This is a genomic window from Thermodesulfobacteriota bacterium, assembly GCA_030583865.1.
Classification (GTDB): Bacteria; Desulfobacterota; GWC2-55-46; order GWC2-55-46; family GWC2-55-46; genus UBA5799.
Map to the genome: position 1 here is coordinate 1,607,161 of CP129479.1, position 13,180 is coordinate 1,620,340.

Genomic DNA, 13,180 nt, shown 5'->3' on the forward strand with positions numbered 1-13,180 from the left:
TGTTTTATTCTTTCCTATGCGCCGGGCGTTCGATTTTGCGCCCTGTTGCAAGCCACTGACATAAGGAGGCCTTGATGGTCGTAAAAAGGATAAATACCCTGCTCCTTGCGTTCGCCGTCGTATTCACCATGCTCGCCGGCGCCGCATCCGCAGAGCCGTCGAAGCTCCACAGGCACGAGCTCGACAACGGCCTTACCGTGATAATAGAGGAGGAGCGCTCGGCCCCGGTAGTCTCGATTCAGATGTGGGTGCAGGTCGGAAGCGCGGACGAGCCGGACCGCCTTGCGGGCATCTCCCACGTATTCGAGCACATGCTATTCAAGGGCACGGAAAAGAGGAAGGTCGGCGAGATAGCAGGGATGATTGAGTCGGTCGGCGGCGACATAAACGCTTATACCTCCTTCGACAACACGGTTTATCACCTGACCGTCCCGAGCCGCCACTTCCCGACCGGGCTCGACGTCATTAGCGACGCGATACAGCGCTCGTCCCTCGACGAGGGAGAGCTCGCGAAGGAGCTGGAAGTAGTGCTTGAAGAGATACGGATGAACGAGGACAATCCGGCGAGGAGGCTTTTCAAGTCGGCCCTGGGCACCGCCTTCGAGGTCCACCCCTACGGGAGGCCGGTCATCGGCTCGGTCGAGACCGTAAAGGGCCTTACAAGGAAGGACATGGTCGAGTTCTTCCGGAAATGGTACGTCGCGGAGAACATGGTGCTCGTAGTCGTCGGAGACGTCGACCATGCGGAGGCGCTCAGGGAAGTTAAGGCCGCGTTCAAGGACATGAGGAAGAAATCCCCGCCCAGGCGGACCAGGCCGGCGGAGCCCGCGCAGAAGGGGCTAAGGACCGAGGTCTTCACCATGCAGGTCCAGGACGCGAGGCTCGGCATGGCCTTCCACATCCCGCCCGTAAAGGACGAGGACACCTACGCGATAGACGTCCTGCAGATGGTCCTCTCCGGAGGTGAGACGTCGAGGCTCTACAGGAAGCTCAAGATAGAGGACGAGCTCGTGCACAGCGTTTCGGCATACCCCATGTCCCTCAGGGACCCCGGAATATTCTTTATCACCTCCGTGCTCGAGCCCGAAAAAGCCGAGAAGGCCATCGGCACGACCCTCGACATAGTCGGGAGGCTTGCCGCCGAGGGGCCGGACCACCAGGAGCTCCAGAAGGCGAAGTTCAACCTCGAGAGCGACTTCGTCTACTCGCGCGAGACCATGAGCGGGCTGGCAGGGAAGCTCGGCTACTTCGAGGCAACGCTCGGCGACCTCGATTACGAGAAAAAGTATATCGAAGGCATACGGAGAGTGTCGGCGGATGACGTAAAGAGGGTCGCGCGGGAGTATTTCACCCCCGGCAACATGAGCGTCACGGCCCTCCTTCCTGCCGCGAAGAAGGACGCGCTTACGGGCGATATGATCGCCGCATCAGTGAGCGCCGCGGCTGAGAGGGCGAAGGCCGAGGCCGCGCGCGAGATACGGAAAGAGGAGCGGACCACCAGGTTCGAGCTGGAGAACGGCATAACGTTGATAGTAAAGGAGGTCCACTCGAACCCGACGGTCGCCTTTTACGCGGCCTTCCCCGGCGGACTGAGGTTCGAGGACGAGGCCAGGAACGGCATCGGGAACTTCACGGCCGGGATGCTCACCATGGGCACTGTAAAAAGGACGAGAGAGGAGCTTTCGCGCGAGATGGAGGAGATGGCCGGGGGCGTGGGCGGCTTCTCGGGCTGGAACTCGACCGGAGCGTCCGGCAAGTTCCTCTCCATCTTCTTCGACAAGGGACTCGGCATGCTCGCGGACGTGCTCCTCAACCCGACGTTCCCCGAGAAGGAGATAGAGAAGCTGCGGGCAGACACACTTGCCGCCATACAGAGGCAGGAGGACAACCTCCCGGGCTACACGTTCAAGCTCCTTTACCGCGAGCTTTTCTCCGAACACCCCTACGGCCTGCCTGTCATTGGCACGAAGGAATCGGTAAGCTCGCTGACACGGGACGACCTCGCAAGGCACCACCGGGAGTTCTTCGCGCCCGGGCGCATGGTCCTTACGATCGTCGGCGACGTGGATACCGACCAGGCCCATGAAAAGGTCAAGGCCCTTTTCGGCGGGTTCAAGAACGACGCCCCCCCCCTGCCCTCGCCGCCTAAAGAGCCCGCAAGGAAGTCGATAGAGTCCACGGGGGCCGTAAAGGAAAAGGAGCAGGCCCATATAGGGATAGGCTTCCTCGGCACTACAATCACCGACGTGGACAGCTACCCCCTCCGGGTAATGACGGAGGTCCTCTCCGGGCAGGGCGGCAGGCTGTTTGTCGAGCTAAGGGACAGGCAGTCGCTCGCATACAGCGTGAGCGCCTTCGCAAGGGAGGGGGTCGACCGCGGGATAATCGGCGCATACATCGCGACAGCGCCGGACAAAAAGGACGAGGCCCTGAAAGGCATACTGGCCGAGTTTGAGAGGATAAGGACGGAGCTTGTAACGAGCGATGAGCTGAACAGGGCGAAGCGCTCTATAATCGGGAGCTACGAGATAGGCCTTCAGTCCGTATCAAACCAGGCCTCTGACATGGCGAATAACGAGCTCTACGGGCTCGGGTACGGCTTCCATAAGGAATTCCCTGGAAAGATCGAGGCCGTTACAGCCGAGGACGTAATGCGGGTGGCGAGAAAATACCTGGACCTCGATTCCTATGCCATATCGGTAGTCGGGCCCGAGGCGGCTGTAAAGGACTGAATACGAACCGAGAGGCGCGCCACGGTTCCTGTTTGTTCTTGTAATAACCCGGGGCATAAGGCGTTGCGAGCACAAGGCCGTATCAATCAGACCTTTCCTGAAGACAGACGGATGGTGCGCGGAGCGCACTCTGCTAACTGCCTCTTATGGTGAAATAAAAAAGCCCGGCAAAAGCCGGGCTTTTTTATTTACTACAGCCGGACCCTTACGGCATCCATACGTACATGAACTCCATGCCAAACCTTCTGGCAAGCCCTGTATCGATGTTCACGATGCTTATACCCGCCTTCGGCGGCTCGGCAAGGGAGTAGATGTTGTGCTTGTACGCCCTCGGCGCGGCGTAAGTCACGACCCTTGCCTCTTTTATGCCTGCGGCCTCCTTAGCGGCCTCTATCGCGTCATCGAGATAGCCTATCGAATCGACGAGCTTTTGATCGAGCGCCTGCGGCGCGGTCAGTATGCGCCCGTCCGAGACGGCCCGGAGCTCATCGCGGGTGAACCTCCCGGGCCTCCCCTCCATGACCTGGTCGAGGAACCTCTCGAAGAGGCCGTCTATGACAGCCTGCAGGACCCTCCTCTCCTCCTCGGTCATGGGGCGTATGGGCGAGCCCAGGTCTTTCATGTCGCCGGATTTGACCGTCTGGTTTGTTATGCCGAGCTTCTCCATGAGCCCGCTCGCGTTGACGCTCAAGGCCACGACCCCAATGCTCCCGGTAACGGCGGTTGGCTGGGCGATTATCCTGTCGGCAGAGGATGCTATGTAATAGCCGCCGGAGGTGGCGAGGTCCATGAGCCCTGCGACTACCGGCACCTTCTTCTTCTCCTTGAACCTCTTTATCTCGTGGGCGATGATGTCGCTAGTGGTGACCGAGCCGCCCGGCGTGTTTATGCGGAGCACGACTGCCCTTACCTTCGGGTCCGCAGCCGCGAGCTCGAGCTCCTCCCTTATGCGGGCCGTGAGGTTGGGGGCCGTATCAAGGCCCAGCACGCCTCCAGGCTTATCGTCTGTGAGCATCCCCGATATTTCGAGGAGAAGGACCTTGTCGTCGCCCTTCCCGCCAACTACCTTCTCGGAAAGCGGGCCGGGCCCCGGAAGCGTTATGAAAACGCACCCCGGCACGAGTATGAGAAGGAATACGATGAAGATAAATGACCGCTTCGGCATCGGCGTACCCCCGCCAGGCAAGTTTGGACACTCAGGATAGTATACAGATACATCAAAGGAGGTCAAGGAAGAGAAAAAAAGTCGAACGGGTATCGAGGAAGCGCGGGAAGCCGATTCAAGAATCCAGGAATCGGGCCACAGGTTGGAAACTGCAACATACTCTTGGGCTGCTCAAAAAGCTCCAGATGCGAGGCCCCGATGGAATAGGGGAGCGAGGAATGAGGCGTACTTTTCGTGTACGCCTTCGTAGCCAGCGACGATGACAACGAAGCAGATGGACTTTTTCAGCAGCCCAGTCGCTCAGGGCAACCTCTAAAAATTAGAGATTTTTCCCGAAATCAAGAAAGGCCGGGAATAAAAAGCGGAGCATATATGACAATATGTGAGCATTTTTATTCCAGGCCTGACACAGAGTCCGGGGGAAAGATCAATTTTTAGAGATTGCCTCAGGTCATCTTGCCCATTTTGGTAAGGAAGTGCCCGACCGCGACCCTCAGCATGGCGCTCAGGTCCCAGTCCTGCCCGAGCTTTTCCCTGTACTCCGCGGCCATCTCTTCGAGGGCCTCTATCTGCTCCTCTTCGAGGGTGACCGTCACCTCCCGGAGCTCCTCGTCATGGCCGTGGCTCTCGCCATGCCCGTGCCTGTGGTCGTGTCCAGAACCGCCCATTTTATGCCTCCTGACAGCTTGCTAAAAGATTCGGTTTTTATTAAGGCTGCTCAAAAAAGCTCCAGATGCGGGGCCCCGATGGAATAGGGGTGCGAGAAATGAGGCGTTCTTTTCGTATACGCCTTCGTAGCCAGCGACGATGACAACGAAGCAGATGGACTTTTTCAGCAACCTGCTAAGGCACCGGTTTCCTGTTCTTTACCTTGCTCATGCCCTCTTCCTTCTCGGAAGCCTTTGAGCTCTTTATGAGCTTCATCTTCTTCGCCATGTGCCTGTTAATGATGGCGAGGACCTCCTTCGGGTCGTCGGTTATGTCGATGTAGTCCAGGTCCTCGGGGTCGATGGTCTTGTGCCTTAGCATCGTGCTCTTTATGAAGTCCATGAGCGGCCCCCAATACTCACTGCCGAAGAGTATGATGGGGAAGGGGTAAATCTTGTGGGTCTGTATGAGGGTGAGCGCCTCGAAGAGCTCGTCGAGAGTGCCGAAGCCGCCGGGCATACAGACGTACCCGATGGCGTACTTCACGAACATGACCTTCCTGGCGAAGAAGTACTTGAAGTGGAGCGCCCGGTTCTGGTACCTGTTGGGCTTCTGCTCCCTCGGGAGCGTAATATTGAGCCCGATCGAGAGGCCGCCGTTCTGGGCAGCGCCCTTGTTGGCCGCCTCCATTATGCCGGGGCCGCCGCCGGTTATGACAGCGTAGCCGTTCTTCGAAAGGAGCCTTGAGACCTCGACGCACTGCTTGTAGTATTTCTTGTTGTTCTCGATCCTGGCAGAGCCGAATATCGATACCGCCGGGCCGACGTCCGAGAGCTCGTCGAACCCCTCGATGAACTCGCTCATGATGCGGAAGACTCGCCACGTCTCCTTGCCCTTGAGGTCCTCGACCATATACCCGGTTACTCCCATTCGATGGTTGACGGAGGCTTGGAGCTTATGTCGTAGACGACGCGGTTTACGCCCCTCACCTCGTTTATTATCCTTCCGGAGACGCGCTCAAGCACGCCATACGGGAGCCTCACCCAGTCCGCGGTCATGCCGTCCACGCTCTCCACGGCCCGGAGCGCCACGGTGTTCTCGTAGGTCCTCTCGTCGCCCATGACGCCCACTGTCCTTACGGGCAGGAGCACTGCAAAGGACTGCCACATCCTGGCGTAGAGTCCAGCTTTCTTTATCTCCTCGAGCACTATGGCGTCCGCCTCGCGGAGTATGCCGCACCTTTTTTTCGTGACCTCTCCGAGTATCCTTATGGCAAGCCCGGGGCCGGGGAAGGGCTGGCGGCTGACTATCTCATCGGGCATTCCGAGCTCTTTTCCGAGAAGGCGCACCTCGTCCTTGAAAAGCTCCCGGAGCGGCTCGACGAGGCCGAGCTTCATCTTCTTAAGGAGCCCGCCGACGTTGTGGTGGCTCTTTATGGTGGCCGAGGGGCCCTTGAAGGAGACGCTCTCTATGACGTCCGGGTAGAGCGTGCCCTGCGCGAGGAATTTTACATCCTTAATCCTCTTGGCCTCCGACTCGAAGACCCTCACGAACTCGCCGCCTATTATCTTCCTCTTCCTCTCGGGGTCGGTCACGCCCTTTAGCTTTTTAAGGAACCGTTCGGAAGCGTCCACCCTCCTTATGTTCATATGGAAGCTCTTCTTGAGGGTCGCCTCGACTTTGTCGGCCTCGCCCTTCCGGAGCACGCCGTTGTCGACGAAGATGCAGACAAGGCGGCTCCCTATGGCCCGGTGGACCAAAAGCGCGGCTACGGCAGAGTCCACGCCGCCGCTTATGCCGCAAACGACACGGGCATCGCCTACCTTCTCGCGGATGGCCTCGACGGATGTATCGATGAAGGACTTCATGGTCCATTTGGGCTTGCACCCGCAGATACCCATGACGAAGTTCTTAAGTATGATCTCGCCCTTGGGCGTATGCGCCACCTCGGGGTGGAACTGGACCCCGTATATGAGCCCGTTTTTATCGCGCATGGCGCAGATGCCGGAATTGCCGCTTGCGCCGATGGAGACGAACCCCGGCGGGAGCTTCCTTACCTTGTCGCCGTGGCTCATCCAGACGCGGACAGGGCCCTTGCCGAGCCCCCTGAAGATGGCGTCGGGCTTCTTCATCTCAAGGTCCGCCGCTCCGTACTCCCTTTTCCCGGACCTCTCGACCTCGCCGCCCAACGCCTTGGCCGTAAGCTGCATGCCGTAGCAGATGCCGAGGAGAGGCACCTTGAGCCCGTCGAAAAATGACTTTGGAAGGGTCGGCGCGCCCTTGTCATAGACGCTCGAAGGGCCGCCTGAGAGGATTATGCCCCTGGGGTTGAACTTCCTTATGAACTCCGGGCCGCAGTTATAGGGGTGTATCTCGCAGTAGACCTTCGCCTCCCTCACCCGCCGGGCTATTAGCTGGGTGTACTGGGAGCCGAAATCGAGTATCAATATCTTCTGGGAATGTATATCCATTTCGATTGCTGGCCGAAAATGCCGCCGCTGCCGGAAACCGGCAAGGGCATAACGGCTTCAGACCTCCTGCTTGTAGTTTGGGGCCTCTTTGGTGATGGTCACGTCGTGCACGTGGCTTTCCCTCAAGCCCGAGGGGGTTATCTTTACGAAACGCGCCTTCCTGTGGAGCTCTGCTATTGTCTTCGCCCCGCAATAGCCCATGCCGGCCCTGAGGCCGCCGACGAGCTGGAAGATGGTGGCGGCAATGGGGCCCTTATGGGGGACCCTGCCTTCTATGCCCTCGGGAACGAGCTTAAGGTCGCTCTCAACATCTTCCTGGAAGTATCTGTCCTTACTGCCTTTTTTCATGGCCTCGATGGAGCCCATGCCTCTGTAGAGCTTGAAGGTCCTGCCCTGGTAGAGTATGGTCTCTCCGGGGCTTTCGTCGGTCCCGGCAAAAAGGCCGCCTATCATGACCGAGTCCGCGCCTGCGGCGACCGCCTTGGTAACGTCCCCCGAATACTTTATGCCTCCGTCCGAGATGACCGGGATGCCTTTCTTTCGCGCCACCCTCACAACGTCCGCGACAGCCGTTATCTGGGGGACCCCTATGCCGGTTACGACCCTTGTCGTGCAGATGGACCCCGGGCCCACTCCGACCTTTATGGCGTCGACCCCTGCTTTTATGAGGGCGTCGGCAGCCTCGGCCGTGGCGACGTTGCCGGCAATAAGCTGGCAGTTGAAGCTTTTCTTGGTGGACCTCACGGCTTCGAGCACGCCCTTGCTGTGGCCGTGCGCGGTATCGATTACTATAACGTCCACGCCTGACTTCAGTAGGGCGTCAATCCTTGCCTCTCTGTCAAATGAGACCCCGACCGCAGCGCCTACCCTGAGCCTCCCCTGCCCGTCCTTGCATGAGTTGGGGAACTTCTCGCGCTTCACGATGTCGGTGACGGTTATGAGACCCTTGAGCCTCCTCTTCGAGTCCACAACCGGGAGCTTCTCTATCCTGTGCTTGTGGAGCAGGGCCTTTGCCTTTTCTATGGCGATGCCGTAGGGCGCGGTTATGACGTCCTTCGTCATAATCTCCGATATCTTCCGTGACGGGTTCGTCTCGAAGCGGAGGTCCCTGTTCGTGAGTATGCCGACGAGCACGCCGTCTTTCACTATGGGGAACCCGGAGATGTTCTCCTTCTTCATTATGTCGAGGGCGTCGGAGACGAGCTGGTCGGGGCTCAGGGTGAGCGGCTTCGTGATGACGACCGACTCGTATTTCTTGACCTTGTCGACCATCGCCGACTGCTCGTCTATGGAAAGGTTCTTGTGTATCATGCCTATGCCGCCTTCGAGCGCGATGGCTATGGCCATCCTCCACTCGGTCACGGTGTCCATCGCCGCGCTCACGAGCGGCATGTTGAGCCGTATCTCGTTAGTAAGCCTCGTCGAGATGTCTACGTCCCGCGGAAGCACCTGCGAGAAAGCCGGCTCAAGGAGCACGTCGTCGAATGTAAGGGCGGTCCTTACCTTGATTGATTCCATCTATTTAAAACCTCCTCCCATTTCATAAAGGAAGCCGAAGCCTCTTTACTGGTACTTTATGGAACTGATCCCGGGCTTGAGCCTGTCGATGATGATGCCTTCCAGGAGGCCCGCGTCGCTTACCCTGGCCTCATTGAAACCGAACGCCCCCATCACAAGAAGGGTTATCGCTGTCCCGGGTATTATAAGGTCCTCCCTCCCCTTCTCAAGGGAGAGGACCTCTTCGCGCTCTTTAAGCCGGAGGCCCGAAAGCCTTCTAAGTATTTCGGCAACCTTCTCTTTCTTGAGCGTGTGCCTGTTTATCCTGGACCTGTCGTACTCCTTGAGGTCCTGGTCTATGGAAGCGAGCGTGGTTATGGTGCCTGCCGTGCCCACGAACTCGGCCCCGCTTTTCCCCGAATACTCCCCGGGGTCAACACCGTCCGCCCTCATGCGGGCCTTGAGGTCGTTTATCGTCCTCAAGGCCTCCCCGGCGACGAGCGCAAGCTCGCTTTCCGCGGGGGGGTCGCTCTTGAGATACTTTTCAGTCAAATGGACGACCCCGAGCTCCATGGACCAAGCGCCTATCTCGGCCCCGCCGGACGAGGCTATGAACTCGGTAGAGCCGCCGCCTATGTCCATGACGAGCTTCCTGCCATTGGTCCCGTCCAGGACCGAAAGCACTCCCAGTAGCGAAAGGCGCGCCTCCTCGTTCCCCGATATGACGGTAACGTCTATCCCCGTCCGCCTTTTAGTCTCATCCATGAACCAGCCGCGGTTCACGGCCCTCCTTACGACGCTCGTCGCAAAGGCCATTACTGCTTCCGCGCCAGTCGAGTCTATCTCTTCCTTGTACTCCCTGAGGGCCGCGAACGTCCTCTCGGCGGAGGCGGCGTCTATCCCTGATTCTTCTTTGTAACAGCCCCCGAGCCTCGTTATCTTCCTTTTATAGACCAGGGGCCGGAGGTCCCTGCCCGAAGGCTCTGCTATGAGGAGCCTTAATGTGTTCGTCCCGATATCTATGGAGGCGTATCTCATGGGAGCGGAGAGCGCCTCTCCTGTTCCGCAGCTATTGAGAGCCTTTCCGCCCCGGCTTGCCTCGCGTTATCGAGTACGTTCACCACGATACCGTGCCTTACGCCCCTATCGGCCCTTACTATGACGGTCCTCTCGCTACTCTGGCCGAATGCCGTCTTGAGGGCATCCTGAAGGCCGTCAAGCGCCACGGCCCTGCCGTTCAATGTAATCTCCCCGGCCTCGCTTATAGCCACGACCATCCCCTTTCCGGGCTCGGCGTCCGCGCTTACCGCCCTCGGGAGCCTCACCTTGAACGAGTCCGTCATTATGAGCGGGGTCGTCACCATGAATATGACGAGAAGGACGAGCATCACGTCCGCAAGCGGCGTGATGTTTATCTCCGCCATCGTCCTCTCGCTACCTTGCCTCAGTTTCCAGCCCATGCCTGCCTATGGGGTCAACGAACTCCGAGGCGCAAGACTCGAGGTCGAGCATGCGCCTGGAGGCCGACCTGACGAAAAGGTTATACGCCACTACCGCCGGGACCGCGACGAAAAGCCCCGCCGCGGTCGCGACCAGCGCCTCTGCTATGCCGTCGGATACGGCAGCCGGGCCCGCGCCGTCGGTTATTGCAAGGTCGCTGAAGGCATGGATTATGCCGAGGACCGTGCCGAAAAGGCCAATAAAGGGGGCTGTAGAGCCTATGGTGCCGAGGATACCGAGATACCGTTCGAGCCTGGATAGCTCCCTTCTACCGGCAAGCTCCATGGCCTCCGCCACCTCTTCCTTTCCCCTTCCCGACCGCTCGAAGCCGGAAAGTAGCACCGGGGCAAGCGGCGAGCTATTGGCCTTGCACATCTGATAGACCGCTGATATGCCGCTTTCACGGGCCGCGCTCCTCAAGGCGGGGAAGAACTCCTCGACGCCCCTTGAGAACTTCCTGTGCGCCCAGGCGCGCTCGAGTATGATGGCGATTGAAAGGACGGAAAGGAGCGCCAGGACGGCTACGGTTATCCCGCCCTTTTGCATGAGGCTTATGAATGAAAGGTCTTCGAACATCCTTTTCCTGAAGGCTGCTGAAAAAGCCCGAAGATGAGATTTTGAGCTTGTCAGCAACCTGCCGAATTAATTCTCCGAAGGCGTCTTTGCGGCCTGCGGCGCGCCAGCTTCGATGGCATCCGGGCCGACATAATTCCTGGTATATTCGATATAGTTCCTGGCCGACCTGAGTATCCGGGCCTTTTCCTCAGGCTTAAGCTCCCTTACCACCTTTGCGGGCATCCCGAGCACTAGCGACCCTGGCGGCACTTTCGTACCTTCGGTCACGAGCGCCCCGGCGCCGACGATACAGTCCTCCCCTATCTCGGCCCTGTCGAGTATTATTGCGCCCATGCCGATAAGGCACCTGTCCTTTACGGTGCAGCCGTGGAGCACCACGCTATGTCCGATGGTGATGTCGCTTCCGATTATTAGCGGGCAGGTGTCCTTGGTGACGTGGAGGGTGGAGTTGTCCTGGACGTTGGTCCTGTCGCCTATCCTGATGTAGTTGACGTCGCCACGTACCACGGCGTTGAACCAGATGCTCGAGCCCTCGCCTATCCACACGTCCCCTATGACCTGGGCGCTCTCCTCCACGAATACGCTCTCATGGAGCTTGGGCCATATCCCCTTGTAAGGCTTGAGCATTTCCAACCCCGCGAAAAATGCCTGGTAAATTCAGATAATATACCAAAAAAGACCGTGAACCACAAAGGGAAAATGGAAACCGGCGGCAGTGCCTCTCGCAGCTTGCTGAAAAACTCCGTTTTTATTCAGGCTGCTCAAAAAGCTCCAGATGCGAGGCCTCATTGGACAAGGGAGCGAGGAATGAGGCGTACTTTTCGTGTACGCCGGAGTGTCCAGCGACGAAGACAACGACGCAGATGGACTTTTTCAGCAGCCTGCCAGGGCACAAACATATCGGTGTTGCCCTGGTTCAGGCCGGTATGAACTCTACCCTCAGGGCCTTTGGCGCGCCCTTTTCGACCCTGTAGAGGCCTGAGCGCCTTAAGCCAGCTACCCAGATTATGTCGTCGCCCGAAAAAACGACCGGCGTCCGGCGCCTCTCTCCTGGCGGGATTTTCATGTCTATGAAGAGGTCCTTAAGCTTCCTCCGCCCTTTCATGCCGAAGGGCGCGAGCCTGTCTCCGGGGCGCGCCCGCCTCGCGATTAGCGGCCCTGTGGAAAGCGCCTTCAAATCGAACCAGGCAACGGCCTCGCCTTCCTTAAGGCCCCCTGCACGGGGCTTTTTGAGCTCTGCCCTGAACTCTCCTATGCCCTCGATGACGGTCCTCCCGGGGACGTTAATAACCGCCTCGAACCCGGCCGCTTCCCGGGCCGCCTCCGCAGTTACGACGACCCTGTCGTAAACGCGCTCCGCCCGTATCCCGAAGGGGAGCGCTATGGAGGCGTTCGGCTTTTTCCCCTTCGCCATATCCATGAAGGCCTCGACATGGGCGCTCCCGAGCTCGAGCCCCTCTTTCCCGAGGCTCCTTCCGGCAAGGAGAAAGACCCTGGAGATTATCGCCCCGTGGGCGCTAAGAAGCTTAAGCCTATCGAGCGTTATTGAATGATGGCGCGCCTCGATGCAGGCGGAGCGAAAAGCCCTTTTCGCAGCCTTCTCAATGTACTCGTCATCGGCCCGAAGGAGAGCGGCCGTCCGCGACAGCGTCTCCCTGATATTTGGGTTGTATTCCCTTTGGAGCACGGGGATGAGGTCGAGGCGTATGCGGTTTCTCAGGTATTTGCGTTCGAGGTTGGTGGAATCAATGACGAATGAGAGGCCCTCTGCCGCTGCGTACTCCTCGATCTCCTTCCTGCTTATTGAAAGGAGCGGCCTTATGTACTTATCCCTCTTTGCCGGGATTCCCGCGAGGCCTGAAAGGGATGCGCCCTTTAGAAGCCGCATGAGTACCGTCTCTGCCTGGTCGTCGAGCGTGTGGCCGAGCGCAATCCTGGCTGCCTCGTTGTCTGCAGCCGCCCGTTCGAGGAACTCGTACCTCTTCTCCCTTGCGGCCTCCTGCGGCGAGCCGGGAAGCCTCTTGAGCTCCCCGGGCTTCAGTCTCCCGCCCTCGAACCGCAGGCCGAGGCCCTTCGCGAGCCCCTCTGTAAAAAGGTAGTCCCTCCTTGATTCGCGGCCGCGGAGGCCGTGGTCAAGGTGGGCGACGATTATCTTGAGCTCCATCTCCTCCCTCATCCTCCAGAGGAGATGGAGCATTACGACCGAATCGGCCCCGCCCGAGACGGCGGCGATTACAACATCGCCAGGCGATAGCATACGGCTGCGCCTTATATCTTCCCTTACGCGGACGAGAAGGTCTGACATCGGAAATATAACCTTTAAAAAGGAATGAAGTGCCTCTTCCGGCATTATGGAATGCCGGAAGCCTTTTTGGCAACCTCTAAAAAACAGATATTTTTCCCCGATTTTCCCGGAAGTCCGGGAATAAAAAGCGGAGCATATATGAATAATATGTGAGCATTTTTATTCACGGCCTGACACAAAGTCCGGGGAAAAGATCAATTTTCAGAGGTTTCCTTTTGATTATACTTGCATGGAGGGGCTCAAGACAAGGGAATCCCTGAGATAAATGGAATCGAGCCGGGTATTA

The 13,180-nt window shown here is 58.5% G+C and carries 11 protein-coding genes; 1 reads left to right on the top strand and 10 read right to left on the bottom strand.

Annotated features, from left to right (window positions below; all coding sequences use genetic code 11):
- The first annotated feature begins 74 nt into the window (after positions 1–74).
- The gene (locus QY316_07575) at positions 75–2,732 is read left to right on the top strand and encodes a pitrilysin family protein (GenBank protein WKZ31779.1); all 2,658 of its coding nucleotides are present in this window, start codon (positions 75–77) and stop codon (positions 2,730–2,732) included.
- 205 nt (positions 2,733–2,937) lie between these two features.
- On the opposite strand, the gene sppA is transcribed toward QY316_07575, so the two are convergent.
- The 10 genes from sppA to tilS form a co-directional block, all read right to left on the bottom strand.
- Positions 2,938–3,897 carry a signal peptide peptidase SppA gene (sppA, locus tag QY316_07580; protein ID WKZ31780.1) on the bottom strand — a complete coding sequence of 320 codons (960 nt, stop codon included), beginning with the start codon at positions 3,895–3,897 and terminating at the stop codon, positions 2,938–2,940.
- A 446-nt stretch (positions 3,898–4,343) separates the two neighbouring features.
- The gene (locus QY316_07585; GenBank protein ID WKZ31781.1) at positions 4,344–4,565 is read right to left on the bottom strand and encodes a hypothetical protein; all 222 of its coding nucleotides are present in this window, start codon (positions 4,563–4,565) and stop codon (positions 4,344–4,346) included.
- A 175-nt stretch (positions 4,566–4,740) separates the two neighbouring features.
- Positions 4,741–5,457 (bottom strand): TIGR00730 family Rossman fold protein, encoded by a 717-nt coding sequence (locus QY316_07590; GenBank protein ID WKZ31782.1) that lies wholly within the window; start codon positions 5,455–5,457, stop codon positions 4,741–4,743.
- Positions 5,458–5,465: 8 nt separating this feature from the next.
- On the bottom strand, positions 5,466–7,016 hold the full coding sequence (gene guaA, locus QY316_07595; protein ID WKZ31783.1) for a glutamine-hydrolyzing GMP synthase: 1,551 nt from the start codon (positions 7,014–7,016) through the stop codon (positions 5,466–5,468).
- Positions 7,017–7,073: 57 nt separating this feature from the next.
- Positions 7,074–8,534 (bottom strand): IMP dehydrogenase, encoded by a 1,461-nt coding sequence (gene guaB, locus QY316_07600; GenBank protein ID WKZ31784.1) that lies wholly within the window; start codon positions 8,532–8,534, stop codon positions 7,074–7,076.
- 45 nt (positions 8,535–8,579) lie between these two features.
- Positions 8,580–9,551, bottom strand: a complete 972-nt coding sequence (locus QY316_07605) for an exopolyphosphatase (GenBank protein WKZ31785.1) — start codon at positions 9,549–9,551, stop codon at positions 8,580–8,582.
- Positions 9,548–9,973 carry a biopolymer transporter ExbD gene (locus QY316_07610; protein WKZ31786.1) on the bottom strand — a complete coding sequence of 142 codons (426 nt, stop codon included), beginning with the start codon at positions 9,971–9,973 and terminating at the stop codon, positions 9,548–9,550. Before QY316_07610 ends, QY316_07605 begins: the two co-directional genes overlap by 4 nt.
- Positions 9,948–10,589 (bottom strand): MotA/TolQ/ExbB proton channel family protein, encoded by a 642-nt coding sequence (locus QY316_07615; GenBank protein ID WKZ31787.1) that lies wholly within the window; start codon positions 10,587–10,589, stop codon positions 9,948–9,950. Before QY316_07615 ends, QY316_07610 begins: the two co-directional genes overlap by 26 nt.
- A 66-nt stretch (positions 10,590–10,655) precedes the next feature.
- Positions 10,656–11,216, bottom strand: coding sequence for a gamma carbonic anhydrase family protein (locus tag QY316_07620; GenBank protein WKZ31788.1), 561 nt, complete (start codon positions 11,214–11,216; stop codon positions 10,656–10,658).
- Positions 11,217–11,505: 289 nt separating this feature from the next.
- The gene (gene tilS, locus QY316_07625; protein WKZ31789.1) at positions 11,506–12,894 is read right to left on the bottom strand and encodes a tRNA lysidine(34) synthetase TilS; all 1,389 of its coding nucleotides are present in this window, start codon (positions 12,892–12,894) and stop codon (positions 11,506–11,508) included.
- Positions 12,895–13,180: the final 286 nt, after the last annotated feature.